Below are 25,669 nucleotides of genomic sequence, written 5' to 3'. Positions count from 1 at the left end.
CGCACCCGTCCGGTTCGCCCGCGAAAGGAGCACTATGGGATGCAGGTGGCAGGTGAGCCACTGGAGGCACCCATGGCACGATCCCGTTCCCGCTACGCCCCGGACCGCGGGCTGACCACCCGCATGGTGAGCACGATGTTCTTCATCGGGCTGCTGTACGTCGTCCTGGTGGGGGTGCTCCTCGCCGTGCTGCGGGGCGCCTGGCCGGTCGTCCTCATCGTCGCGGGCGGACTCTTCGTCGCCCAGTTCTGGTTCAGCGACCGCATCGCGGCCTACGGGATGGGCGCGCGGGAGGTCACCCCGCAGGAGCAACCGGAACTGCACGGCGCGATCGACCGGATCTGCGCCCTGGCCGACATGCCCAAACCCCGGGTCGCCGTCGCGCGGAGCGACGTGCCGAACGCCTTCGCGACCGGCCGCAGCGAGAGATCGGCCCTCGTCTGCGCCACGACCGGGCTCCTGCGCAGGCTGGAGCCCGAGGAGCTCGAAGGCGTCCTGGCCCACGAGATGTCGCACGTCGCCCACCGTGACGTCGCGGTGATGACGATCGCCTCGTTCCTCGGGGTCCTCGCCGGGATCGTGACGCGGGTCGCCCTGTGGGGCGGCCTCGCCCGCAACAGCAGGGGAAACGATCCGACGGGCATCATCATCATGCTCATCCCGCTGATCAGCGCGGTCGTCTACGCCCTGAGCTTCCTGCTGACCCGGCTGCTGTCCCGCTACCGCGAGCTCTCCGCCGACCGCACGGCAGCGCTGCTCACCGGCCGCCCCTCGGCACTCGCCTCCGCCCTGACCAAGGTGAGCGGGCAGATGGCCCGGATCCCCACCGAGGACCTGCGGAAGGCCGAGCCGTACAACGCCTTCTACTTCGTGCCCGCCTTCGCCGCCAAGGAGAGCCTGAGCCGGCTGCTCTCCTCCCACCCGACCCTCGAACAGCGTCTGGACCAGCTGGCCCGCATCTCCGCCGGCCTGTCCCGCCCGTGAGGAGTTCCGATGGGCCTGCTCGACAGCATCCTGGGGCGCGGCAAGCCCGTGCACCCCGACCTCGACCAGCTCTTCGCCGTGCCCTCCGCGGCGCTGACCCTCCAGGCCGGGACGGGTTTCACGCCCACCGGACTCGGTTCGGTGTGTTTCGCCGGGGTGGAGGGCGGCGCGTTCGCCCGCGTCCGGCAGGACGTCCTCGACCTGCTGGACGCGGATGCCGGGCGATCGGGCGCCCCGGTGGAATTCAGCCGGGACGGCTACGGATACACCTGGCTCCTGGCCCGCCGGGCACCCGACGACACGGCGGGCCTGGTGAACGACCTGCACGCGGTCAACACCCTGCTCCAGGACGCCGGTTTCGGGCCGCAGCTGCTCTGCTCCCTGGTCGGATTCCGTGATCCGCGGGGGCGCTCGCTCGCACTCGTCTATCTCTACAAGCGGGGCGCCTTCTACCCGTTCGCCCCCGTGCCGGGCGGCGGCGAGAAGCGCGACAGCCAACTGGAGCTCCAGGTAAGGGCGGTGCTCGGTGACGACCTCCGGGTGGAGGCCGACCTCGCACGCTGGTTCCCGGTCTGGGGCGCCCCTGGACTCTGAACTGGCGGCGATACGCGCCGAATCGCCCGCCCGTGATCATTTCGCAACCGATTCCGGCCCGTACCCGGAACCCATCATGTTCATGTCCGATTACGCTCCGAACCATGCCAGACAGCACATCCACCCCCCGTGACGCCCGACCCGCCCCCGCCGACCGCGCCGACGGCCGGCCGGTCTACGTGATCGGCGGCGGCCCCGGCGGCCTCGCCGCGGCCGCGACCCTGCGGGAACAGGGCGTACGGGCGGTGGTCCTGGAGAAGTCGGACCACGTCGGCGCGTCCTGGCGCCGCCACTACGACCGGCTGCACCTGCACACGATCCGCCGCTGGTCGGCCCTTCCCGGACTGGCGATGCCACGGCGGTTCGGCCGCTGGGTGTCGCGCGACGACATGGTGCGCTACCTGGAGAAGTACGCCGCGCACCACGAGCTGGAGGTCGTCACCGGCGTCGAGGTGTCACGGATCGACCGCACCGCGGACGGCACCGGCTGGCAGCTGAGCGCGACCGGCGGCCGGGTGCTGACCGGGCGCGCGGTCGTCGTGGCCACCGGCTTCAACCACACCCCGCGCGTGCCCGCCTGGCCCGGCCGCGAGGACTTCACCGGCGAACTGGCGCACGCCTCGCGCTACCGCGATCCGGCGCCGTACGCGGGCAAGGACGTCCTCGTCGTCGGCATCGGCAACACCGGGGCCGAGATAGCCGTCGACCTGGTCGAGGGGGGCGCGGCCCGGGTGCGGATCGCGGTCCGCACGGCCCCGCACATCGTGCGCCGCTCCACGGCGGGCTGGCCCGCGCAGGCGACCGCCGTCCTGGTCCGCAGGCTGCCGGTCCGGCTGGTCGACCGGGCCGGGCGTCTCATGACCCGTGTCTCCGTGCCCGATCTGGCCGCGCAGGGCCTGCCCCGTCCGGACACGGGGCTGTACTCCCGGGTCAAGGAGGGGGCGATCCCGGTCCAGGACGTCGGCCTGATCGACGCGGTGAAGCGCGGCACGGTGGTGCCCGTCGCGGCCGTCGCCTCGTTCGACGGGGACGCGGTGGTGCTGGCCGACGGCAGCCGGATCACGCCGGACGCGGTGATCGCCGCGACCGGCTACGACCGTGCCCTGGAAGGCATGGTCGGGCACCTCGGCGTACTGGACGCCCGGGGCCGCCCCGTGGTCCACGGCGCCCGCACCCCGGAGGGCGCACCGGGCCTCTACTTCACCGGATTCACCAACCCGATCAGCGGCATGCTCCGCGAAATCGCCCGGGACGCACGGAAGATAGCCGCGCGCCTGGCGAAGCACTGAACGGGCCGCAGCGGCTCCGGCAGGGTGAAGGTGCCGCCCGGGTGCGAGCACCTCGTCGAAGGTACAGGTGGCGTACGACATGGGCGCGTCGTCACCGCCCGTCCGCGTGTACACGCACGCGTCGTGGGCCGAGTCGAATGCGAGGCCGTACGACGCGGTCGTGCTGAGGATGAATCCCCGGGCCGGTCCGGCGCCCTCGTTCGTCACCGAGAGCGGCAGGGTCCTGACCGTGCCGGGCTGGACGCCCTGGACGGGGGCGATGGTGTTCAGGGCGAGGTCGGGTCCCGAGCCGATGGTGACCGCGGTGCCGAAGGAGTCCTCCGGTGCCTCCAGCGTCCCCTCGGGGCCGCCGGTCGCGGTCGCGGTCGGACGGTCAAGGAAGCCGCAGGGTTGTGTGACGGATGGACCCAACTCGCCGCTCTCTGCGGTCGGTTGCGGACGGCCGTGTCAGCCGGCGTCCGCCGGTTCCCTCCGCCGCCGGACCATCAGGGCCATCAGCGCCGCCGTGGCGCACAGTGCTCCCGAGGCGTACCAGACCATGTCGTACGAGCCCGTCGCATCACGCGCCACGCCTCCGAGAAAGGCCACCAGGGCCGCCCCCACCTGGTGCGAGGCCAGGACCCAGCCGAAGACGATCGCGCTGTCCTCGCCGTACTGCTCGCGGCACAGGGCCAGCGTCGGCGGGACCGTGGCCACCCAGTCCAGACCGTAGAAGACGATGAAGAACACCATCGGCGGATGCACCGCCGGTGCCATCAGCATCGGCAGGAACAGCAGCGACACACCGCGCAGCGCGTAGTAGACGGCCAGCAGGCGGCGGGCGTCGAAGCGGTCCGTGAGCCAGCCGCTGAAGACCGTGCCGATGATGTCGAAGACACCGATGACGGCGAGCAGCGAGGCCGCCGCGGTGATCGCCATGCCGTGGTCGTGGGCCGAGGGCACGAAGTGCGTGCGGATCAGACCGTTCGTGGAGGCGCCGCAGATCGCGAACGAGCCCGCCAGCAGCCAGAACGGGCCGGTGCGGGCCGCGTCCAGCAGGACGCGCACGGTGCGGGTCGCGGCCCCGGTCGCGGGGGCCGGCTTCTCCACGAAGGGGCCGCCGTACGGGGCGAGACCGACGTCTGCGGGGTGGTCGCGCATCAGGAACCAGACGAACGGCACGACGACGACCGCGGCGAGGGCCACGGTCACCGAGGCCGGGCGCCAGCCGTGTTCCTCCACGATCCAGGCGCACAGCGGCAGGAAGACCAGTTGGCCGGACGCCCCGGCCGCGGTCAGGATGCCGGTGACGAGCCCCCGGCGGGCGACGAACCAGCGGTTGGTGACGGTCGCCGAGAAGGCCAGCGCCATCGATCCGGTGCCCAGGCCGACGAGCAGTCCCCAGTAGAGCATCAGTTGCCAGGACGCCGTCATCCAGACGCTCGCCAGCGCCCCGGCCGCGACCGCGCTCAGCGCGACGACCACGACCTTGCGGATGCCGAACCGGTCCATGAGCGCGGCGGCGAACGGCGCGGTCAGCCCGTACAGCGCCATGTCGATGGAGACCGCGAGACCGATCTCGCCCCGCGACCAGCCGAACTCCGTGTGGAGGGGGTCGATGAGCAGCCCGGGAAGGGAGTTGAAGGCCGCGCCGCCGATGATCGTCACGAAGGTGACGGCCGCGACGATCCACGCCCGGTGGACACGTCGTCGGCCGGGGAGCCCCTGCGGGGTGCCGGCGGCGGCCGCGCTGTCGGTTGTCTGAGTCACGCGGCCCAGCATCGGGCCCGGTGCGCCGCGCCGACGAGTGGCCGGACAGACACCCTTCGCAGGGATCGGGCCAAGCGGGTCACGGCCGCGCCTCGGGGCGCCGGGACACCAGCCGGGCGTGCACGGCCCAGGCGAGCCCGGCGCCCACCGCGTACCAGAGGAGGTCCGGGGCGTTGAACGTCGAGCCGAGCACCAGCCGCGCCACCACGCTCCCGCGGGACAACTCCGCCGGTACGCCCGTGAGCTGGGCCAGTTCCACCGCCCAGCTGAACGCCAGCGCGGTACCGGCCGCCACCCGGGGGCGCACCCTCGGGGCGAGGCACACCACGACCGTGTGGACCAGCACGGTGTAGAGCGCGTCGCCCGCGTACTTCGCGAAGTCCCCGCCCGCCAGCGCCCGGACGCCGAGCCCCGCGGCCACCGTCACGAGGGCGGCGGTCGCGGCCGCCGCGCGGTGCGCCGACGGAGCGGGAATGAACGGACGGCCCACCGGCTTCACCTTCATGGCACGACGTCTATCAGCCCGGAGCGGCCGGTGGCCAGTCCGACGAGATCCAGGAGACCGCATGCCGCACCGGGTCGTCGTCCTCGCCCTGGACGGAATCCTGCCCTTCGAACTGGGCATCCCGCAGCGGATCTTCGGCAGCGCGCTGGGCGCCGGTCCGCTCGACGAGGGCCGCGCCCTGTACGAGGTCGTGACGTGTTCGGTCCGCCCGCCCGGACCGGTCCGCACCGATGCCGACTTCAGCATCCTGGTCGAGCACGGGCCGGAGGTCCTGGCCACCGCCGACACGGTCGTCATACCCGCCTCGTACGAACTCGGCCCCGTGCAGGACGAGGGCGTACTGACCGGGGAGCTCGCCTCGGCGCTGGCGTACATCAGGCCCGGCACTCGGCTGGTCGCCATCTGCACGGGGGGTTACGTCCTCGCCGCGGCCGGGCTCCTCGACGGCCGGCCCGCCACCACCCACTGGTCGTCCGCGGAACACTTCCAGCGGCTGTTCCCCGAGGTCCGCGTCGACCCCGACGTGCTGTTCATCGACGACGGCGACGTCCTGACCTCGGCCGGGGTGGCCGCCGGGATCGATCTCTGTCTGCATCTCGTGCGCCGCGACCACGGCACCGCCGTCGCCAACGCGGTGGCTCGCAGCACCGTCGTGCCCCCGCACCGGGACGGCGGTCAGGCGCAGTACATCCGGCGGCCCGTCCCCGAGCGGGGGTCCGCCGCGACGACGGCCGCGCGGGCGTGGGCGCTCGGGCGGCTGGAACAGCCGATCCTGCTGCGCGACCTCGCACGGCAGGAGTCGATGAGCGTGCGCACCTTCACCCGCCGCTTCCGCGACGAGGTGGGCGTCAGCCCCGGGCAGTGGATCACCCAGCAGCGGGTCGAGCGGGCGCGGCACCTGCTGGAGTGCTCCGACCTGTCGGTCGACCAGGTGGCGCGGGAGGCCGGGTTCGGCACGGCCACCTCTCTGCGGCAGCATGTGCAGGCGGCGCTGGGGGTGTCACCCACGGTCTACCGGCGGACGTTCCGGTCGACGACGGCCGGGCGCTGAGGGACCGGGCGCTGAGGACCGGGAGACGACGCGGCCGGGAGACGACGGGGCCACGCCTGCGCGCGGGACAGCCCTTCAGAAGCGCGCCCGGTCACCGGGCTGCTCCTGGATCACCGGGACCATCACGGGGCCGCCGCGGTCCACCTCGCACCAGATCCGCTTCCCGGCGCCTTCCGGCTGCCAGCCCCAGCGGTCCGCCAGGCCGTCCACGAGCTCCAGGCCGCGGCCCCCGGTGTCCTCGCCCCGCGCGTGACGCGGCTGCGGCGGCCGGCAACTGGTGTCGGCCACCTCGACCCGGACCGTCTCCGAGGAACCCGTGGAACCGAACAGCATCCGCAGCACGGCCGGACAGCCTGTGTGGACGACCGCGTTGGTGACGAGCTCCGAGATCAGCAGGATGAGCGTCTCCGCGAGGGGCTCGTCGTCCTCCAGCCCGGACCCGATCAGCCGGGAGCGCGCCCATCTGCGGGCCCGGCCCACTTCCGCGGGATCCGCGCCGACCTCAAGTTGCACCTGAAGCACCTGCACCGCTCACACCATCCGAACCGGCGGACACATCGCCTCGCGCCTCCTCAGGGTCACGGAACGTGACTCCCCTGCGACACAGCATGGTTGACGTACAGTCACCGCAACAAGCGCTTCGGGCATATTCCAGCGCGAAGGAGTACGCGTGGTGCATACTGTGCGACGCGTGCTGCGGAGAGTCGAACAGCCGCGCCTCCGCGCCCGGGGAAGCGGACCCCCGGCCGATCCGGCGCAGCCGCGTGGGCCGCGAGCAGGGCATCCTTCGCCGGCCGGGCCGACCGCAGGGGCCACGCCCGGAACCTCGGGCTCCAGTACCACTCGCATCCAGCCGAGCGTACCCGAGCGGCGCCCGACGACTCCGCCCGGTGACCGCCGGCGCCCGGGACCGGATCGCGCTCCGGACGCCCCGCGTCACCCGCCGATGACGTTCCGTAGGCCCCCCGTCAGCCACTTCGCCGCCGGAGGGACGCCTCGGGCCGGGTCGGCCGGCGGCCGGACCCGACCCGGGGATGGAAGCGAACTGCTCGCTGGGTTGGGCGTGTTGAGCGCGCTCGTTACGCGTCGGGTTCGATCACGGTGAAGTACCCGGAGAGCGCGGCGACCGCCTCGTCCTCGGCGATCCGGCCGTCCCGGTCGGTGTCCAGGCTCCGGGCGGCGACGCTCGCGATGTCGTCGGCCGCGCCGAGCACCCGCAGGGCGCGTTCCACCGAGGCGACCGGGGCGGAGGCTCCCGCCGCACCCTGGGGGTCCGTCCCGGCCGCCACGGCCAGCGCCGCGCGCAGGAAGGGACGCGCGATCTCGGCGAAGCGGTCGGGGTTGTCGCGCAGCCGCTTCACGGCCCCTCCGACGAACTCCCCCCGGGTGACCCGCTGGTCCCCGTCCACGTCGGCGATGCCTGCCATGCCCTGCCAGAACGCCTCGGCACCCGAATAGAGGGCCTGGCCTCTGTCGCAACGGGCCGTCGTCCCGAACTCGGTGAGGAGGCGGGCCGCCGCGGCGTTGAAATCGGCGCGATCGATGTAGCCGTTGCCGTCCTGGTCGAAGGCGGCGAAACGGTGCGCGATCTTGCGCTCGTACTCTGCGCTGTCCATGCGGGGAGCGTACGACGCCGGACGACGTCGCGTGTCACCGAATCCCCCCTGAGGTGTGACGGCCCCCCGGCCGTCCAGCCCCGTCAGGCGATGAGCGGCCGGGACTCCTCGTCGGTCGCGGCGTCCGCGTCCGGGTAGCAGTCGAACAGGCGGCGCACGCCGAGGGCTCCGAGCACCTTGTTGACGTGCGAGCCGTCCACCGCGCCGCGGTCCGGGAGGATCAGCCGCAGACGGCCGCCGCAGGACTTCATGAGGCGGCGGGAGGCGATCAGCACGTTGACACCGCTGGAATCGCAGAAGAGGACGCCGGAGAGGTCGAGGACCACGTCGTGGCGGCCCGCGGCGACCGCCCCGTGCACGGACTGGCGCACGACGGGTGAGCTGACGAGGTCGAGCTCGCCGCGGATCCGCAGCACGGTCCACGCGTCCTTCTCGGTCTCGTACACCTTCAGCGTCACGCGCCTCGGCCTCTCGTTCCGGGGGTTCCGGAGGATCCGGAAGTTTCCGTTCCTCCTCGCGGCTGCCCGTTCGGCCGAGAGCGAAACCCCCATTTCGTCCCTCGGGCCGGACACCGGATCCAATCAGAACCGATCAGTTGCAGTCCGTTTGCTCGATCAACAAGCGGCAAAGCGTGGAGTATTCCCTATCATCCGAGGCCAGTCGGGGGACGTACTTGCCGGAAACACGCGTGCTCGGACCAGGGCGCGGACTACATTCGACGTGACGCGGGGAACAGGGCTGGGGGCTGGATGGTGAAGGACGCACCACCGCGCTGGGACCGCCGGATGCAGCAGCGGCTGGCGCGCGGCGAGGCGGCGGCCCTCGGCGAGCTCTACGACCGGTTCGCCGCGCTCGTGCACAGCCAGGCCCACCGCATGCTGGAGGACGAGGACGCCGCGGACCAGGTGACCCGCGAGGTCTTCGGCCAGGTCTGGGAGCACCCCGAGGCGTACGACCCCCGGAACGGCTCGATGCGCTCCTGGGTGGCGCGGCTCACACACCGCGAGGCCGTGCGCAGGCTCCGGGCCGCCCGGGGCGGAACCGGCACGGACGAGCGGGACGAGGAACTGGAACAGCGGGTGCTCCACGCGACCGCCGCCGCCCGCGCCGACTACATCGTCGCCTCGATGCCCGCGCCGCTGCGCGCGGCCCTGGAACTCGCCTACATCCAGCGCCGCGACTACCGCCAGACGGCAGCCGACCTCGGCGTCACCGGGGACGAGGCCAGGCGCCGGCTGCGGCTCGGACTGCAGCTGCTGTCCACCGCCGACGCCCGGACACCGGCCGGGTCGTCACCGCCCGGACACGGTCCCGCGTCATGACCGGGGCCGACGGCGGCGACGACCGCGACGGGCGGGTGCCCGCCGAACGGCGCATACCCGGCCCGAGGCCCGCCGCGGACGACCGCGAGTTCCTGCCGCCGGCGGAGACACGGGCGACGCCCGTGCCCTTCCCTCCGGTGCTCCCCCACCGCGTGCTCAAGTCGCTGCTCGGCGCCTGGGCCCTGGCGGCCTGCTCCGCCGAGGAGACCGCGGCCGTCGAGGAGCACCTCACGGGCTGCGCCCGGTGCGCGGACGAGGCCCTGCGGCTGCGCGACGCCGTGGGACTGCTGCACTCCGACGGCACGCTGGACCTGGACCCGATGCTGCGCTCCCGGGTCCTCGAAGGCTGCCTGGGACGCCGTCCGGCCCGCATCCCCGTCCCGGAGTGGGCCGCCCCGTACGACGCGGAGACGGCCAGGCTCGACGCGCTGCTCCGGGACATCGGCGACTCCGAGTGGCACGCACCGGTACGGCTGAAGTGGTTCGAGGAAGACCGCCAGGTGAACCGGAAGACGACGGTCGCCGGAGTCATCAGCCACCTGATGGCGGTCGACGGCCTGGTGTCCAGGGCGCTCGGCCTGGACGACCCGCTCGGCGGCGGAGACGTGCCGCTGTCACCGACCGAGCGCACCGAGACGCACTGGTCGGCCGCACAGCGCCCGCCCACCCGGACCGTGCGGGAGCCGTGGCGCGACCAGAGTCACGCCCTGGTGCGCACCGTCTCCTTCGCGGGCCGCGGCGTCGCCGAGCTCTCCGTGCCGTACGGGGGCTTCGCCCTTCCGCTGCAGGACTCGCTCCTGGAGCGGGCCTTCGAGTGCTGGGTCCACGGCGGGGACATCGCGGACGCCGTGGACTATCCGTACGAGCCGCCGGCGGCCGCCCACCTCCACCGGATGATCGACCTGGCGGCACGGCTGCTGCCCGCCACCCTGGCCGGGCGCCGTCGCGCCGGTCTGGCGGCGCCGGCCAGGCACCTCGTCAGCGCCGGGGCACCGGGCCGTTCCCTCCACCTGGAGGTCGAGGGCCGCGGCGGCGGCGACTGGTACATCGCGCTGGACTCGCCGGCCGCCCTCGGCTCCCCCGACCACGCGGTGGCGCAGGTGGCGCTCGACGGCGTGGAGTTCTGCCGGCTGGTCGCGGGACACGTGCCGCCCGCGGAGGCCGCCGCCGGGCAGGAGGGCGACCGCGAGGCGATCCGCGACGTGCTGTTCGCCGCGGCCTCGCTCAGCAGGCTGTAGGGCCTCCGGGGGACGGACTGCGGAAAGTCCCTGCGGCGGCCCGGACTACGGGAAGACGACCGTGCGGCGGCCGTTGAGCATGATGCGGCGCTCGGCGTGCCACTTGACGGCGCGGGCCAGTGCCTGGCACTCCACGTCACGTCCGATCGCGACGAGCTGGTCCGGCGTGACGCCGTGCCCGACCCGCTCGACCTCCTGCTCGATGATCGGCCCCTCGTCGAGGTCGGCGGTCACGTAGTGCGCCGTCGCGCCGATCAGCTTCACACCGCGCGCGTGGGCCTGGTGGTAGGGCTTCGCGCCCTTGAAGCTCGGCAGGAAGGAGTGGTGGATGTTGATGATCCGCCCGCTCAGCTGCTTGCAGAGGTCGTCCGACAGCACCTGCATGTACCGGGCCAGGACGACCAGTTCGACGTTCTCCCCGCGCACCAGCTCCAGCAGCTGCGCCTCGGCCTCCGGCTTGTTCTCCCGGGTCACGGGGATGTGCCGGAACGGGATGCCGTAGGAGGCGACGAGCTCGGCGAAGTCCGTGTGGTTGGAGACGACGGCCACGATCTCGACGGGCAGTGCTCCGGTGCCGGACCGGAAGAGCAGGTCGTTGAGGCAGTGCCCGAACCTGCTCACCAGCAGCACGACCCGCATGCGCTCGGACGCCCGGTGTATCTGCCACTCCATCCGGAACGAGTCGCCGATCGCGGCGAAGCCGGCCCGCAGCTTCTCGACGTCGGCCGCCGTGCCCGCCGAGAAGTGGACGCGCATGAAGAAGAGACCGGTGTCGTGGTCGCCGAACTGCTGGCTGTCCTCGATGTTGCAGCCGGTCACGTAGAGGTAGCTCGACACGGCGTGCACGATGCCCTGCTTGTCGGGGCAGGAGAGCGTGAGGACGTACTGCTCGGCGGGGCCGTCCGAGGCAGCGGACACGGATTCGGCGGGCTGCGGCGCGGTCATCCCCGTAGGGTGCCACACCGCCCCGTGCTCACGCCGATCCGGTCATGATGCGGAGCACGTCCAGCGACCGCGGCGGGACGTCGGGGTCCTCGGCGTCGTTGGTGGCGAGCATCACATGCGCCTCGCGGGCCGCCTGGACGGCGTCCGGCCAGCCCTGATGCTCCAGATAGGCGGAGACGGGGGCGTCGGCGCCTATCTGGTGCATGATGCGCAGCACCCGCAGGGCGGCGACGTCCACGAGGGCGGCCTCGGCGGAGTCGCGGAAGATCGTCCCCACGTACTTCTCGGCGGACCAGTTGTCCAGCCAGGTGTCCTCGACCAGGCGGTACACGGCGTCGGTGACGTCCCCGTACCCCTCCCGGCCGGCCAGCCAGCACTCGTGGTGGAAGACGGGGTCGGAGAGCATGTGCAGCGCCGAGCGCACATTGCTGCGCCAGCGCCACCACGGCATGTCGTTGAGCGGCATGCCGCCCATGGTGGAGGAGCGACGGCCGCGACGGGAAGTGTTCTCCGAACCTTGCTGCACGGTTGCCGATCGTACGTTCCCTTCCGGCGGGCCCGCACGGCCCCCCGCAATTCACCGTCGCGTCACTCCGTGTCGACCCCCTCACACTGCGGCGTTGTCCGTGGGCGGCAAAAGTTCTTGCCCATGACCGGACGGCGACGCCTCAGCCCACACCGCCCCTACAGACTCCTCACATCGGCGGTGGCGGGAGTGCTGCTGATGTCGGGATGCGGTTCCCTCCCCGGGGCCTCCGAGAGCTCCCGCAAGCCGGTCACGGTGATGACCTGGGCCCCGGACACCTCCGGGGCCGACTCGGTGAACATGGCGGGCATGCCGGCCATGGCCCGGGCCTACGCCCGCTGGACCGGCGAGCGCGGCGGGATCGACGGCCACGAGCTGCGGGTGCTCACCTGCAACGAGCAGGACACCCCCGAGGGCGCCTCGAAGTGCGCACGCCTGGCCGCCGACAAAAAGGTGGCCGCGGTCGTCGGCTCGTACAGCCGGCACGGGCGGGCGTTCCTCGCGCCGCTGGAGGCCGCCGGGATCCCGTACATCGGCGGGTACGGCGCCTCGGCCGAGGAGTTCACCAGCTATCTCTCCTACCCGGTCAACGGCGGCCTGGCGGCGCTCGTCGCCGGCAACGGCGAGCAACTGGCGGACGACTGCGGGCGGGTGGCCCTCGTGCGGCCCGGCACCCTCGTCGGCGACAGCCTGCCCGGACTGCTCGACGCGAGCCTCGGCGCGCGGCGACTGCCGAAGGCGCACGACATACGCGCGCCCGAGGAGGCCACGTCGTACGACGTCCAGGCGGCCGAGGCCATCGAGGAGGCGGGCGGCGACGGGTGCGTGACGGCGGTGCTCGGCGAAGGCACCGAGACGTTCTTCGACTCGTTCCGCCGGCTCGGGGACGAGGACAGCGGCGTACGGATCTCCTCCGTCGCCGGCAGTGTCGGCCAGCCGCTCATCAACCGTACCGGCGGCCCCTCCAGTCCCTTCGAGGGCGCCTACGTCACCGGCTGGTACCCGGCTCCGGGCGACGCGCGCTGGAACAAGATGCGCGGAGTGATCCAGAAGTACGCCTTCGGCGACAACAGGGTGGACCCCGAGGACACCGGGGTGCAGACCACCTGGATCGCGTACACCGTGCTGGAGGCGGTCGTCGAGGCCATGGACCGGCCGGACATCTGGGCGGGCGGTGTCTCCGTGAATCTGAACCGCGGCACCCGGGTGGACACCGGCGGCCTCACGCCGCCCCTGCGCTGGCGCTTCCGGGACGGGGTCGGCTCGCGGGACCACTCCCGCGTCGTCAACGGCCGGGTGACGTTCCAGATGGTCCGGAACGGCCGCCTGACCTCGGCGAAGAAGGGGTTCGTCGACGTCACGGACACCCTCCTCGACGCAGGCTGACCTTCCGTCACTCCTCCGGCGCCGGCCTCCGGCGGTCCCGGCGCCGGAGGCTCTCCCGCACGATCCGGTGTCAGAGCTGCGTGGGGGCGCGCTTGGTCAGTCCGTACTTCTGCGCGATGGAGTTCCAGAGCTTCGAGGCCTCGCGCTTGGCCGTCGTGGCCTCGCCGCTGGCCGCGTCGGCCTTGCCCTTCTCGTCGGTGGAACGGGCGTGGCCGCCCTTGCAGACCTTCTTGTCGTTCTTCGCCTGCCCGGCCCAGGCGGCATAGCCGTCGTCGGCCTCGGCCGACGCCTGCCACGCCTTGGTCAGGGAGGCCTTGAGCTCGGCGTTCGCGGGGAGCTTGTCCACGCTGAGCGCCTCCAGCCGGGCCACCAGGTCACGGCGCTGGCCGGCCGCACCCGAGAGATCGGCGGCCGCCTGGTCGAGGGCACGGCAGTTCTTGGTCTTCTCCACCGCGCCGATCACGGCCGCACGACTGTTGTTGCTGTCGGCGAGGAGCTTGTCCAGTGCCTCCGCCTGCGGCTTCGCCGGGTCGTCGGCTGCCTGCGTGGAAGGCCGGCTCCCTGCCGAACTCTGTGAGGCGACCGGCTGTTTGGCGTCCTCGGGGTCGTCGCCACCGCTCATCAGCGCGCCCGCGCCGAGGCCGATGACGGCGCAGCCGATGACGACGGCGGCGATCAGCGGGATGTGCGCGGAGCGCTTGCGCTGCGGGCCGCGGTCCTGGTCCTCCGGCTCCTGCCTGCCGTGGAGGCCCTGGAGACCCGACTGGTAGGGCTGCCCGCCCTGCGGCTGCGGCTGCGCCGGACCGCCCTGGTAGGCCTGCTGGGGTCGCTGCTGCTGACCCTGGTCGTAGCGCGGTATCTGCTGCGTCCCGGCCGCGGGCTCGTCGCTGCGGAAGAGGCTGTCGAACTCCGCGGGGGGCTGGCGGTCGCCGGGCGCCCCGGGACGTATGCCATAGGGGGCACCGCCGGGCACCGGGGGTATGTACTGGGTCGCGTCGGCGTCGCCCGGCTGCGTGGGCGGCAGGTACTGCGTGGACTCAGCCGCGCGCTCGGGCGGCATCCCGCCCGGCCCCTGGCCGCCGGGGACGGGCGCGATGAACTGCGTGGCGTCGGCGTCCCCGCCCTGCCCGGGGCCGTGCCCGGCCTCGGGCGGCAGGGGCTGCGCGTACTGCTGGTACGCGTCGTGCCGGGGCGCGTACTGCTGCTGGTACGGGTCGTGCTGCTGCGCGTAGCCCTGCTGGGGCTGCTCCGGTGGAAGCTGACCCGGCGCCGCGTGGCCGTCCTGGGACCCGCCGGGCCCCCAGGGGCTGCCCCACGGCTGCCCGCCCGCGGGGGCGGCCTGTTCCGGCTGCCCGCCCCCGGTGCCCCCCGGGGTCCAGGGGGCACCACCCTCTGCGGGCAGCACGACACCTTCGTGCGCGGGCCGTACAGCAGGGAGCTGCTGCTCGTCACCCTGTCCGCTCTGCGTCACCGGGACTCCTACGTGTCAACCTATGGAATCGTCGGCTCACGCTACCGGGTGGCTGCCGCCGGGCGCCAAGTGCCCGTGAGCGCTCACCACCCCTTCACACGGCGGGTGACGCGCCGCACGCCCGCGACGCTGTTCTCGGGCGACGCGCCCTCGGGGCGGGTTCAGGCGGCCTGGAGTTCGAGCCTGGCGCCGAATTCGCGGACCGAGGGCTCGCTCCCGAACGGCTCCAGCCTCTGCTGGAGGTCGTCGAGATATTCGGCACCCCGGCTGGAGCGCACCGTCCCCAGCAGTTCCATCGCCCGCAGGCCCGTGTGGCACGCCTGTTCCACCTCGCGCTGCTGCACCTGCGCCGTGGCCAGCAGCACGAGACCGATGCCGCGGCGCCGGGCCCGGGACTCCGGGAGGGCCGCCAGGGCCTCCTTCGCCCGGCGGGCGGCGGGCTCGGCCTGCCCCAGGTCGCGGTGGCAGTGCGCCAGCTCGTCCGCGAGGTAGCCCGCGTCGAAGTGGGAGATCCAGGCGGGGTCGTCCCCGGTGTCCGGGTCCGCCTGCTCCAGGGCGGCGAGCGCCCGGGACGCGGACACCTGGCAGGTACGGGCGTCGCCCATCAGCGCGTGGCCCCGCGCCTCCGCGGCGTGGAACATCGCCTCCGCGCGCGGGGTCACCCGTCCCCGCGCGCCCTCCTGGGCGGCCCGCGCGAGCTGGGCGATCTCGCGCGGGTTGCCCAGCTGCGCGGCGAGGTGGCTCATGGACGCCGCCAGCACGTATCCGCCGTAGGCCCGGTCGCCCGCGGCCTGGGCCAGGCGCAGCGCCTGGATGTAGTACCGCTGGGCGAGGCCCGGCTGACCGGTGTCCACGGCCATGTAGCCGGCGAGTTCGGTCAGCCGCGCCACGGCTCCGAAGAGCTCACGGCCGACCGATTCGCGGTACGCCCCCGAAAGCAGCCCGGACACCACGCTGTTGAGGTAGTGCACCAGGACGGGGCGCACGTGTCCGCTGCCGAAGCGGTGGTCCAGGTCGACCAGTGCGGCGGTCATGGCGCGCACCGCCTCCACGTCCGGCATGCCCACCCTGCTCCCGGCCGACCTCGCCACCTGCGGGTCCGCACCGGTGATCAGCCAGTCGCGGCTGGGCTCGACCAGGGCGGAGGCGGCCACGGCCGACCCGGACAGCAGGTCACGGCGGCCCACGTCGCTGCGCCACAGCTCGCAGACCTGCTCGATCGCGCCGAGGACCGTGGGGGCGAACTGCAGTCCCACGCCCGAGGCCAGGCTCTTGCCGTTGGCCATGCCGATCTCGTCGATCGTGACCGTCCGGCCGAGTTTGCGGCCGATCGCCTCCGCGATGATGCCCGGCGCCCGGCCGCGCGGCTGCTGGCCGCGCAGCCACCGGGCCACCGACGTCTTGTCGTACCGCAGGTCCAGGCCGCGCTCGGCCCCCACCATGTTCACGCGTCGGGCGAGACCGGCGTTGGAGCAGGCCGCCTCCTGGATGAGCGTCTGGAGCCGTTCGTTCGGCTGGCGGGCGACGAGAGGCCTGGCTGCCATGTTTTCCCCCTGGGACCGCAGTGACCGGTGATTGGGAACACTGCCCGGCACGACACAAGAAATGCGCATATTCATCTGTATTGGGTACGGGCAGTGGTGAGTTGGCACAGTCCTGGAAGTGGTTACCCGCCGATCGGTGCGCAGCCTCGCGCGCGCCCCTGCCCATGCCTCCGTGCGCCCCGTGTGCAGGATCGATCCGTCGCCAAGGGTGGCCGTGCGCCCGTAACCCCAGGTCGCGCCGGTAGTTGAGAGGTGCGTGGAAGAGCCCATCGGAGTGACGGAAGCCGCAGAGGTACCCAAGCAGCGGGGTGAACAGCTACTGGAGGCCGCTGCCTGGTACGCCCAGGAGCGGCACTGGGACGTGTTCCCGGGCACCTGGCTCGAACCCGTCGGCGGGACGGAGCGGTGCTCGTGCGGTGACGCCGGCTGCGGCGCACCCGGGGCCCATCCCACCCGGGCCGACTGGGCGGGCCAGGCGACGGGCAGCGCGGCGGCCGCCCGCCGGATGTGGGCACGGCAGCCCGGGTCGTCGGTGCTGCTGCCGGCCGGCCGGACCTTCGACGCCCTCGACGTCCCGGAGTCCGCCGGGTTCCTGGCCCTGGCCCGGATGGAGCGCATGGGGCTCACGATCGGACCGGTGACCCGCACCCCGGAGCGGCGGATGCTCTTCCTCGCCCTCCCCGGCGCCGCGGGCAAGGCGCCCGAACTGGTGCGGCAGCTCGGCTGGGACGCCCGGGTGATCGGCCTCGTGGGGCGCGGCGAGGGCGAGTACATCGCCGGGCCGCCGACCCGGACGGCCCGTGGTGTCGTGCAGTGGGCACGCCGCCCGTCCCGCGCCAACCTGTGGCTGCCCGAGGCGGAGGAGCTGATCAGCCCGCTCGCCTACGCCTGTGCGCGCGAGGCGGCGGACGCCAGGACACGCCTTTCGTAGGCTGGTCCCCACACGCGGGGATAGCGAAAGGCAGTGCCGATGCCGGACCAGGTGGACATCGCGGACGGGACGGGCACGGCGGACGGGGCTTCCACGCCACCGCCCGCCGTCCGGGTCGAGGGGCTGTGGAAGCGGTTCGGGGAGCAGATCGCGGTCGGCGGGATCGATCTGGAGCTGCCCGCAGGGCAGTTCATCGGCCTGGTGGGCCCCAACGGCGCGGGGAAGACCACCACGCTCTCAATGGTGACCGGGCTCCTCAGGCCCGACATGGGCCGCATCGAGGTCGCCGGACACGACGTGTGGCGCGACCCCGTCGAGGTGAAGGCCCGGATCGGCGTGCTCCCCGAGGGGCTGCGGCTGTTCGAGCGCCTCTCGGGCCGTGAACTCCTGGCCTACACGGGCCGGCTGCGGGGGCTTCCGGGCGCGGAGGTGGACAAGCGGGCCACGCAACTCCTCGACGTCCTCGACCTGGCGGGGTCCCAGCACAAGCTGGTCGTGGACTACTCGACCGGGATGCGCAAGAAGATCGGGCTGGCCTCGGCCCTGCTGCACAACCCCGAAGTCCTCTTCCTGGACGAGCCGTTCGAGGGCGTCGACCCGGTGTCGGCGCAGACGATCCGCGGCGTGCTGGAGCGCTACACCCGCTCCGGGGCCACCGTGGTCTTCTCCAGCCACGTGATGGAGCTCGTCGAGTCGCTCTGCGACTGGGTGGCCGTCATGGCGGGCGGCCGGATCCGGGCCCATGGCACGCTCGCCGAGGTCCGCGGGGACTCCCCCTCGCTGCAGGACGCCTTCCTCGAACTGGTCGGGGCGGGCGCGCGCGACACCGGGGAGTCCCTGGACTGGCTGGGCGGTGCCCGATGACCGTGCTGGACGCTCCTGCGGGAACCACGGTCCCGGCGGTACGCGGCCGGGGCCTCGTCCCGGTCTTCGTGCGGCTGAAGCTGTCCCTGCTGCGCAACGGGCTGCGCCAGTCGTCCGGCCGCCGGGCGGCGTACATCGCGTCGCTCGTCGCCGCGCTGCTGCTCGCGGCCGGGCAGGTGACCGGTCTCGTCCTGCTGCGCGGGCACGCGCAGGCGGGCACGCTGGTGGTGCTGCTGGCCGTCGTGGTCGCCGTGGGCTGGGCGGTGATGCCCCTGTTCTTCCCGAGCGGCGACGAGACCCTGGACCCGAGCCGGCTGGTCATGCTGCCGCTGCGTCCCCGGCCGCTGATCGGGGCGCTGCTTGCGGCCTCGCTGATCGGCATCGGGCCGCTCTTCACGCTCGCCCTGGCCGTCGGCTCCGTGATCGCGGTGGCGCACGGGACGGTGGCGGCCGTGTTCGGGGTGGTCGCCGTCCCGCTGACGCTGCTGGTGTGCGTGGCGCTGGCGCGGTCCGTCGCCACGGCCAACGTCCGGCTGCTGACCTCGCGCAAGGGCCGCGACCTCGCCGTGCTGAGCGGCCTGGTGATCGCGGTGGGCATCCAGTTCGTCAACTTCGGCGCCCAGCGGCTGGGCGCCGCCGGCGGGCTGTCCTCGCTCGAACCGGCGGCGGACCTGGTGCGCTGGCTGCCCCCGGCCTCGGCGCTCGGCGCGGTGGGGTCGGCGTCCGACGGGGCGTACGGCACGGCCCTCGCCCAGCTGCTCGTCTCGCTGCTCGCGCTGGGTGTCCTCATGGGTCTGTGGCAGCGGAGCCTGGTGAAGCTGATGACGTCGCCGGACGGCTCGACGATCGCCGCCGCGGAACCGTCCGGGACGCGTTCCGGCCCCGGCCGCACGGGGTTCTTCGGGATGCTTCCGGAGGGGCGCACGGGCACCGTCGTCGAGCGCAGCCTGCGGTATGTCGTGCGGGACCCGAAGACGAAGGCGTCCTGGGTGACGGCACTGGCGATCGGGCTGATCGTGCCGGTGCTCAACGCGGCGCAGGGGGCCGGGTCGCTCTACGTCGCGTGTTTCGCGGCCGGGATGCTCGGCATGCAGATGTACAACCAGTTCGGCCAGGACACCTCCGCCTTCTGGATGGTGGCGCTGACGATCTCGTCCGCCAGGGACGCGTACGCCGAACTGCGGGCGCGGGCGCTGGCGTTGCTGCTGATCACCCTGCCGTACACGGTTCTGGTGACGGTGGTGACGGCCGCGGTGCTCGGTGACTGGGCGGCGCTGCCCGGGGTCATGGGGCTGTCGTTCGCCCTGCTCGGGGCGATTCTGGCGACGGGCGCCGTGGCGTCGGCGCTGTTCCCGTACTCGATCCCGCAGGACGGCGCGTTCAAGAACGTCGTGCCCGGCCAGGCGGGGCTGGCCTGGATCTCCATCCTGGGGGGCATGGTGTCGGCGGCCGTGCTGAGCGCGCCCGTGATCGGGCTCACGGTCTGGCTGCACCTCGGGGGCCGTCATGACTGGCTGTGGCTGCTGCTGCCGGTCGGCGCGGTGTACGGGACGTTCATCGGATGGCTCGGCGTGCGGCTGGCCGCGCCGCGCACGGCGGACCGGCTCCCGGAGATCCTGACCGCGGTCAGCAAGGGCTGAGGCCCGGCGCCACGCGTGACGCCGCCGGCCGGGGCCGTGCCCCTGCGCCCGGCCGGCGGCCGTCAGGGGCTGACGTGTTCCCGGACGTCCTCGGCGAGCTGTTCCAGAAACGGCTCCACCGCGCTCCGCCAGCCGTCCGGCTGGTCGTAGTGGACGAGGTGGCCCGCGTCCGCGACCTCGGCGTACTGCCCGCGCGGCAGGACGCGGACCATCTCCTGCGCCTCGGCCCTGCCCAGCTCGCCGTCGATGCCGCGCAGGACCAGGGTGGGGCAGCGCACCTGCGCCAGTTCCTCCCAGTGGGCGTCGTGGACCCATGTGGCCCGTGACGTGAGCATCTGCTCCCGCGAGAACACCGGCCGCCAGCCGTCCCGGCTCTCCGCCATCACCTCGGCGAAGAACTCGCCCCGCGAGGGATTGGGCCGCTCCACCCAGGGATCGTCCTCGCCGAACCACTTCCGCACCTCGGCGAGGGTCGCGAAGGGCAGCGGCCAGGCGTTGAACCAGTCCTCCCACTCGCGCTGCGAGGCGGCTCCGAGGGCGGAGGCCCGCATGTCGCAGATGATCAGGGCCTTGACCAGGTCGGGGCGCTTCGCGGCGAGCTGCCAGGCGGTGAGCGCGCCCATCGAGTGCCCGATCAGCGTGACGGGGGCGAGGCCGAGCTGTTCGATCGCGGCCTCGGCGTCGGCGACGTAGGCGTCCCGGGTGTACGGGCCGTCCGCCGGCTTCTCGCTGCGGCCGTGGCCCCGCTGGTCGAGACCGACCGGGCGGTGGCGTTCGGAGAGCCAGCGTGCGGTGGAGGCCCAGTGGGCGGCCCGGCCCATCAGGCCGTGCAGCATTAAGATCCCGGCGCCGTGACCGGCCTCGGCACGGCCTTTGGGCTGATCCGCGAACTCCCAGGCCGCGAGGCGTACGCCGTCGTTCCCGGTCACGTCGATGCGCCGCGCCATAGGCTCTGGCACCTCCTTCTGGTCCTCGATCACCGTGTGGTCGTGCGCGCCAGGCTATCGAACCTTTATTCGAAAACTCGGGTTCGGCTCGCAACATCCCACGTTTGAGTGACAGCAGTTCAGGATTGACGCCCGCCGCCCCGGGGAGACCTCCAGCGGGAAGCGGACCACTCGGGGACAGGGGTTCGCGGGGACTGACCTCGAGAGCTCGGGGCTCCGGGTCAGCGCAGGGGAGGACCGGCCCCGGCGCCCATGGGCGCCGGGGCTTTCCGTTGTTCCGGGACACCCGGGGACGGGCCCCCTCGGGCCGGGCACGGCGGATCGCCTCGCCATGGACACACCGGGCGCGACGGCGCGGGCTGCGGCGAGTGCCCCTCGCGGGCGGGGCCGGGGGCCGCCCGGAGCGGCGGGAAGGGCCCGCACCGCCGCATGGGCACCGGGAAGGGCCCGTACGACCCCGTGGGCACCGGGAAGCCCGGCAGTCGCCTCGCGGCGCACATGCCAGTGTGACGGGCGCATTCCCCGCTCCCTCCCCGACCGCGCGGCAGACTCCGCCGGCACCCTCAGGTCATATGCCTGGCCACAGCCTGGCACGCGTTTCGCCCGGGCGCTGCGATTCCGGGCGGAAAACAGAAAGCGGGCTTACCGGTTCACATCTGCACGTGCATCCGCACCGGCGCCTGCATGTGCCGCCAGACTGCCGGTGCTCATGTCGACGCTGGTCAGCGCTTTGCGACGAAGACGTGGGAGGCGACTTCGGCATTCAGTTCGGCCGCTTCGCCGCTCGACCCGACCAGCACGCCACCGGCCGATTCCGTGACGCTGACGACGGAACCGGGCTGCACGCCCGCCCTCCGCAGCGTGTACATCAGCTGGGCGTCCGTCTGGATCGGCTCACCGATCCGGCGCACCACCACGGTCTTGCCCTCCGCGCCGGGGTCGAGCTCGGACAGGCTGACCATGCCCTCGTCCAGGAACGGATCGGCCTCGGCCTTCTCGCCCAGCTCCTCCAGGCCCGGGATCGGGTTCCCGTAGGGAGACTCCGTCGGGTGGCGCAGCAGCTCCAGCACGCGGCGCTCCACCGCCTCGCTCATCACGTGCTCCCAGCGGCACGCCTCGGCGTGGACCTGCTCCCACTCCAGGCCGATCACGTCGACGAGCAGGCACTCGGCGAGACGGTGCTTGCGCATCACCCGCGTCGCCAGGCGGCGCCCCTCCTCCGTCAGTTCCAGATGGCGGTCGCCCGCGACCTGGACCAGGCCGTCCCGCTCCATGCGCGCCACCGTCTGGCTGACCGTCGGACCGCTCTGGTCCAGCCGTTCGGCGATCCGGGCGCGCATGGGGACCACGCCTTCCTCTTCGAGCTCGAGGATGGTGCGGAGATACATCTCCGTTGTGTCGATCAGTCCGGACATACGTGCCCCTCGATGCTGTGACATGAAGTCGTCGTGCGATGGCCCTTACCAATTCTGACGCATACGGCCGACAACCGTGCCTCGCCGTCGCAAGCCCGTGCAGCGGACGGGCCCCGAGCCCTATTGACAGTCCACTGGTCCAGACCGCAACGTGATCCGCGACACGGGCGCCGCACGGACCCCACCCTCCGCTGGAAAGGCCTCCTCGATGAGCGACAGCAAGCTCGCCGGTCAGTTCTTCGACGCAGCGATCGGCCTGCTGGAGCGGGTGCGTGACGAGGAGGCCGGAGCCGTCGCGGCCGCCGGTGCCGCGATCGCCGACACCGTCGCCTCGGGCGGCCGGCTGTTCGCCTTCGGCGCCGGGCACTCCTCGCTCGCCGCGCAGGACGTCGTCTACAGGGCGGGCGGCCTCGCCCTCATGAACCTGCTCGCCGTGCCGGGCACGCTGGGGGTCGACGTCATGCCGGCCACGCTGGGCTCCGCGCTGGAGCGGGTCGACGGTCTGGCGGGCGCCGTGCTCGACTCCAGCCCCGCCCGGTCCGGCGACCTCCTCGTGATCATCTCGCTGTCCGGCCGCAACGCCCTGCCCGTGGAGATGGCCCAGAACGCCCGCGCACTGGGGCTCACGGTCGTCGGTGTCACCTCGGTCGCCTACACGACGGGCACGAAGTCGCGGCACGCCTCGGGCGGGTTCCTGCGGGACCACTGCGACATCGTGCTGGACAGCAAGATCGCGATCGGTGACGCGGAGCTGACGGCGGACGGTGTCGAGGCCCCCTTCGCACCCGCGTCGACGGTCGTGACCAGCGCACTCATGCAGGCCATGATGGCCACCGCGGCGGAGGAGCTCGTCGCCCGGGGAATCGAACCGCCCCTGCTGCGCTCCGGCAACGTCGACGGCGGACACGAGTGGAACGGCCGCGTGATGCAGGAGTACGGGGACAGGATCTTCTACCGCCACTGAGACCCCGGGCCTGACCCGGGCCCGGGCCGCGTACGGCCTACGGCGTCTCCCGGTCCGCGTCCGTCCCGGCGGTCAGCAGGGCCAGGTCCACGGCCGAGGCGACCCGCACGGCCACGCTCTCCGCGTACATCACGTCGGGGCGCTCGAAGGCGCTGCGGTTCGCGGCGCGCAGGAACGTCACCACGCCCAGCGTCCGCCCCCGGCTGCGCAGCACCGCGCTCAGGGCGTGCACCGAGTCGCGGGGCCACCGGTGCTCCGCCGCCCACGACTCGCCCGCCCCGGCCGGAGCCGCGGCACGGACCGACCCCGTGCGCTCCACCGCCTGGAGAGCGGGGTGCCCCGTGCCGTACCGCACCGGGATCGACCCGCCGGAGACGGGCAGGCACGGGCCGGGGGCGTCCGACGGCGTGGCGGCGGCCCGCACGAGCCGCTCCCCCGACGCGTGGTCCTTCAGCAGGTCCACGACCACGTGGTCGGCGAATCCCGCCAGCGCGTAGTCCAGCGACGTGGTCGCCGCCTCCATCGGGTCCTCGCACTCGGCCGCCTGGCGGGCGGCCCGGTGCAGCTGGTTCGCCCGGAACCGCACCCGGTCCGCCTCCTGCGCCGCGAGCTTCGACGCGGTGACGTCCCGGAACAGCCAGCCGACCCCGAGCGGCACGGGTTCCTCCGCCAGCGGCGAGGCAAGCCTCAGGAACCCGCTGCGCCAGCAGCGCCGCCGGTCGCCGTCCGCGGTCCGCAGGGTCACCCAGAGTTCGGCCGGGGAGGACGGGGCGCCCTCGGCGAGGACGTGCTGCAGGGCGCCCTCCAGGTCCTCGACGCCCTGGACGACCAGCTCGCCCAGCGGACGCCCCAGCGGGGTGATGCGCCCGCCGCCCAGCGCGCGGGCCGCGTAGGCGTTGACCACGGTGGGCCGCAGGTCCACGTCGACCAGGACCACACCCCAGGACGCGTCCTCGAAGAGGGCCTCGCTGAGCGCGATGGACCGCTCCAGGTCGATCTGTGCGTGCACCTCGCTGAACGCGCAGTAGACCCCGGCCGGCCTGCCGTCCTCGCCGCGCACCCGCGACGACTGGGTCCGCACGAGGACCCGCCCGCCGTCCTTGCGCAGCAGGGCGAACTCGTGGACCTGCCGTCCCGGGGCGTCCATGGCCGACATCAGCCGCTTCTGCACGTCGCCCGCGTCCGCGCTCCGCACGGCCCAGCCCGCGAACCCCCGACGCCCGACGGCCTCGGCCGCGGACCAGCCGAGGATGCGCTCGGCCTCACGGTTCCAGTGGGTGACGGCGCCCTGCGCGTCGAAGGCGCAGAGGGCGGCGTCCATGCCGTCGAGGAGCGCGGCGAGCAGTCGCGACCCCGGGATCGGCGCCGCGGAGGGCTCCCGCTCCGGATCCTCGTCGGGACCGAGCGCGTCGGTGGTCCCGGTGCTCCTGGAAGCACTCACTCCGCACCTCCCACAGGGCGTGTTCCGCGCCGTGTTCCGCATTGCCGCACGTCAGACCATTGAACTCGAACGTGAGCCACCACACAGCCACTTCCCGGAAATCCGGTGTCCACCGGCGACGGGAGGTGTAAGGACGCGGCCCCGGATAAATCGCTTGTGCGGCCGCAGGGAGGTTCCTAGGCTGTGCGTACACGTTGAAAGGAGGTGATCCGAAAAGTGCAGTCTTATCGGATTCGTGAGGTGGCTGCGGGCTGACAGCCCGTCGTCGCACACTGTGCACCTCGGCAGGCTGTCTGCCGAAACCCAAGCAGTCACCGACCCGCAGGCTCGCCGGTAAGTCCGGCCGGCTCCTCCGCAAGGAGGGACCAGAGCCTGCGGGTTTCTGCGTTGCCGCTCCCGGCGCGCTCCCGGCCCGCTCCGGGACGGGAGCGGGCCCCCGGACCGGGAGCGCACCTCAGGGGCTCAGGCGCTCCACCCGCCACCCGGCGTCCTCCCGCACGTACCGCAGCCGGTCGTGCAGCCGGTTCGTGTGGCCCTGCCAGAACTCGATCGAGTCCGGCACGACCCGGAAACCGCCCCACTGCGGCGGCGCCGGGACCTTCTCGCCCTCGGGGTAGCGCGCCGCCAGCTCGTCGTACCGCTCGACGAGCTCCTGGCGGGAGCCGATCACCGACGACTGCTCGCTCGCCCAGGCGCCGAGCTGCGAGCCGTGCGGGCGGGTGCGGAAGTAGGCGACGGTCTCCTCGCGGCCGACCCGGGCCGCGGTGCCGGTGACGACGACCTGGCGGGCCAGCGGGTGCCAGGGGAAGAGCAGCGAGACGTACGGGTTCGCGGTCAGTTCGCGGCCCTTGCGGGACCCGTAGTTGGTGAAGAAGACGAAACCGCGGCCGTCGTACTGCTTCAGCAGCACCGTGCGGGAGGACGGCCTGCCGTCGGGGGCGGCGGTGGAGACGACCATCGCGTTCGGCTCGTGGAGCACACCGCCCCGGGCGACCTCGCCGAACCAGCGGGCGAACTGGTCCATGGGGTCGGCCGCGAGGTCCTTCTCGGTGAAGTCCTCGGAACGGTACTGCTCGCGCATCACGGCCGGATCGGTGGTGCAATCGGATGCAGAGGCGCGAGAGGAGGCGGAAGCGGAGGACGGAGTGGCATCAGCTGTGGGCACGGGGCCATCCTGCCGCAGCGGATCGGTGTTCCCGGCGGACAGGGGCGAGATCGCCGGAGGGCGGGCCGGGAGGCTGTGCCGG

24 protein-coding genes are annotated in these 25,669 nt (G+C 73.0%); 11 read left to right on the top strand and 13 right to left on the bottom strand.

What is annotated here, in order from left to right; translation table 11 throughout:
* Positions 1–72 precede the first annotated feature (72 nt).
* From htpX to ACFYY2_RS05285, 3 genes are all read left to right on the top strand, one after another.
* Positions 73–984: a zinc metalloprotease HtpX gene (gene htpX, locus ACFYY2_RS05295; protein ID WP_388737295.1), complete on the top strand. Its 912-nt coding sequence runs from the start codon at positions 73–75 to the stop codon at positions 982–984.
* Between the two features lie 9 nt (positions 985–993).
* On the top strand, positions 994–1,578 hold the full coding sequence (locus ACFYY2_RS05290) for a hypothetical protein (protein ID WP_388737292.1): 585 nt from the start codon (positions 994–996) through the stop codon (positions 1,576–1,578).
* A 104-nt stretch (positions 1,579–1,682) separates the two neighbouring features.
* Entirely contained in the window at positions 1,683–2,867 is a 1,185-nt protein-coding gene (locus ACFYY2_RS05285; protein ID WP_388737289.1) for a flavin-containing monooxygenase, read from the top strand.
* Positions 2,868–3,314: 447 nt separating this feature from the next.
* On the opposite strand, the gene ACFYY2_RS05280 is transcribed toward ACFYY2_RS05285, so the two are convergent.
* On the bottom strand, positions 3,315–4,628 hold the full coding sequence (locus ACFYY2_RS05280) for an MFS transporter (protein WP_388737286.1): 1,314 nt from the start codon (positions 4,626–4,628) through the stop codon (positions 3,315–3,317).
* Positions 4,629–4,695: 67 nt separating this feature from the next.
* A complete protein-coding gene (locus ACFYY2_RS05275) occupies positions 4,696–5,121 on the bottom strand; it encodes a DUF2809 domain-containing protein (protein WP_388737284.1) in 426 nt (141 codons plus the stop codon).
* A 61-nt stretch (positions 5,122–5,182) separates the two neighbouring features.
* Here ACFYY2_RS05275 and ACFYY2_RS05270 point away from each other — a divergent pair, with 61 nt between their 5' ends.
* The gene (locus tag ACFYY2_RS05270) at positions 5,183–6,172 is read left to right on the top strand and encodes a GlxA family transcriptional regulator (protein ID WP_388737281.1); all 990 of its coding nucleotides are present in this window, start codon (positions 5,183–5,185) and stop codon (positions 6,170–6,172) included.
* Between the two features lie 75 nt (positions 6,173–6,247).
* On the opposite strand, the gene ACFYY2_RS05265 is transcribed toward ACFYY2_RS05270, so the two are convergent.
* From ACFYY2_RS05265 to ACFYY2_RS05255, 3 genes are all read right to left on the bottom strand, one after another.
* Positions 6,248–6,700 (bottom strand): ATP-binding protein, encoded by a 453-nt coding sequence (locus ACFYY2_RS05265; protein WP_388737279.1) that lies wholly within the window; start codon positions 6,698–6,700, stop codon positions 6,248–6,250.
* Positions 6,701–7,251: 551 nt separating this feature from the next.
* Entirely contained in the window at positions 7,252–7,788 is a 537-nt protein-coding gene (locus ACFYY2_RS05260; RefSeq protein WP_388737276.1) for an EF-hand domain-containing protein, read from the bottom strand.
* 83 nt (positions 7,789–7,871) lie between these two features.
* Positions 7,872–8,246, bottom strand: coding sequence for an STAS domain-containing protein (locus tag ACFYY2_RS05255; RefSeq protein ID WP_388737273.1), 375 nt, complete (start codon positions 8,244–8,246; stop codon positions 7,872–7,874).
* A 291-nt stretch (positions 8,247–8,537) separates the two neighbouring features.
* Here ACFYY2_RS05255 and ACFYY2_RS05250 point away from each other — a divergent pair, with 291 nt between their 5' ends.
* Both ACFYY2_RS05250 and ACFYY2_RS05245 read left to right on the top strand, forming a co-directional pair.
* Positions 8,538–9,110, top strand: a complete 573-nt coding sequence (locus ACFYY2_RS05250; protein WP_388737271.1) for an RNA polymerase sigma factor — start codon at positions 8,538–8,540, stop codon at positions 9,108–9,110.
* On the top strand, positions 9,107–10,348 hold the full coding sequence (locus tag ACFYY2_RS05245; RefSeq protein ID WP_388737269.1) for a zf-HC2 domain-containing protein: 1,242 nt from the start codon (positions 9,107–9,109) through the stop codon (positions 10,346–10,348). The genes ACFYY2_RS05250 and ACFYY2_RS05245 overlap by 4 nt, the downstream gene beginning before the upstream one ends.
* Before the next feature lie 45 nt (positions 10,349–10,393).
* Here the strand turns inward: ACFYY2_RS05245 and purU are convergent, their stop codons facing one another.
* Positions 10,394–11,293: a formyltetrahydrofolate deformylase gene (gene purU / locus ACFYY2_RS05240; RefSeq protein ID WP_388737267.1), complete on the bottom strand. Its 900-nt coding sequence runs from the start codon at positions 11,291–11,293 to the stop codon at positions 10,394–10,396.
* A gap of 28 nt (positions 11,294–11,321) precedes the next feature.
* Positions 11,322–11,768, bottom strand: a complete 447-nt coding sequence (locus ACFYY2_RS05235; RefSeq protein WP_388738573.1) for a hypothetical protein — start codon at positions 11,766–11,768, stop codon at positions 11,322–11,324.
* Between the two features lie 174 nt (positions 11,769–11,942).
* On the opposite strand from ACFYY2_RS05235, the gene ACFYY2_RS05230 reads away from it, so the two are divergent.
* Entirely contained in the window at positions 11,943–13,205 is a 1,263-nt protein-coding gene (locus ACFYY2_RS05230) for an ABC transporter substrate-binding protein (protein WP_388737264.1), read from the top strand.
* Between the two features lie 70 nt (positions 13,206–13,275).
* Here ACFYY2_RS05230 and ACFYY2_RS05225 read toward each other — a convergent pair whose 3' ends face one another.
* Together ACFYY2_RS05225 and ACFYY2_RS05220 are read right to left on the bottom strand one after the other, a co-directional pair.
* The gene (locus tag ACFYY2_RS05225; RefSeq protein WP_388737261.1) at positions 13,276–14,676 is read right to left on the bottom strand and encodes a hypothetical protein; all 1,401 of its coding nucleotides are present in this window, start codon (positions 14,674–14,676) and stop codon (positions 13,276–13,278) included.
* 161 nt (positions 14,677–14,837) lie between these two features.
* Positions 14,838–16,220, bottom strand: coding sequence for a transcriptional regulator (locus tag ACFYY2_RS05220; protein WP_388737259.1), 1,383 nt, complete (start codon positions 16,218–16,220; stop codon positions 14,838–14,840).
* Between the two features lie 256 nt (positions 16,221–16,476).
* On the opposite strand from ACFYY2_RS05220, the gene ACFYY2_RS05215 reads away from it, so the two are divergent.
* The 3 genes from ACFYY2_RS05215 to ACFYY2_RS05205 are packed head-to-tail and all read left to right on the top strand — an operon-like array spanning position 16,477 to position 19,655.
* On the top strand, positions 16,477–17,151 hold the full coding sequence (locus ACFYY2_RS05215; protein WP_388737256.1) for a bifunctional DNA primase/polymerase: 675 nt from the start codon (positions 16,477–16,479) through the stop codon (positions 17,149–17,151).
* Between the two features lie 39 nt (positions 17,152–17,190).
* Positions 17,191–18,015, top strand: coding sequence for an ABC transporter ATP-binding protein (locus ACFYY2_RS05210; RefSeq protein ID WP_388737254.1), 825 nt, complete (start codon positions 17,191–17,193; stop codon positions 18,013–18,015).
* Positions 18,012–19,655, top strand: a complete 1,644-nt coding sequence (locus tag ACFYY2_RS05205; RefSeq protein ID WP_388737251.1) for a transporter — start codon at positions 18,012–18,014, stop codon at positions 19,653–19,655. Before ACFYY2_RS05210 ends, ACFYY2_RS05205 begins: the two co-directional genes overlap by 4 nt.
* Before the next feature lie 62 nt (positions 19,656–19,717).
* On the opposite strand, the gene ACFYY2_RS05200 is transcribed toward ACFYY2_RS05205, so the two are convergent.
* The gene (locus ACFYY2_RS05200; protein ID WP_388737249.1) at positions 19,718–20,602 is read right to left on the bottom strand and encodes an alpha/beta fold hydrolase; all 885 of its coding nucleotides are present in this window, start codon (positions 20,600–20,602) and stop codon (positions 19,718–19,720) included.
* Between the two features lie 722 nt (positions 20,603–21,324).
* Entirely contained in the window at positions 21,325–22,017 is a 693-nt protein-coding gene (locus ACFYY2_RS05195; RefSeq protein WP_327115894.1) for a metal-dependent transcriptional regulator, read from the bottom strand.
* 208 nt (positions 22,018–22,225) lie between these two features.
* Here ACFYY2_RS05195 and ACFYY2_RS05190 point away from each other — a divergent pair, with 208 nt between their 5' ends.
* Positions 22,226–22,981, top strand: coding sequence for an SIS domain-containing protein (locus tag ACFYY2_RS05190; protein WP_388737246.1), 756 nt, complete (start codon positions 22,226–22,228; stop codon positions 22,979–22,981).
* Between the two features lie 37 nt (positions 22,982–23,018).
* Here the strand turns inward: ACFYY2_RS05190 and ACFYY2_RS05185 are convergent, their stop codons facing one another.
* Both ACFYY2_RS05185 and pdxH read right to left on the bottom strand, forming a co-directional pair.
* On the bottom strand, positions 23,019–24,422 hold the full coding sequence (locus ACFYY2_RS05185; RefSeq protein WP_388737243.1) for a PAS domain-containing protein: 1,404 nt from the start codon (positions 24,420–24,422) through the stop codon (positions 23,019–23,021).
* A 454-nt stretch (positions 24,423–24,876) separates the two neighbouring features.
* Complete coding sequence (gene pdxH, locus ACFYY2_RS05180) at positions 24,877–25,503, bottom strand: pyridoxamine 5'-phosphate oxidase (protein ID WP_329039927.1); 627 nt, start codon at positions 25,501–25,503, stop codon at positions 24,877–24,879.
* Between the last annotated feature and the right edge of the window lie 166 nt (positions 25,504–25,669).

The organism is Streptomyces sp. NPDC001822, assembly GCF_042892135.1.
Lineage (GTDB): Bacteria > Actinomycetota > Actinomycetes > Streptomycetales > Streptomycetaceae > Streptomyces.
This window is presented reverse-complemented; position numbering and strand designations above follow the sequence as displayed.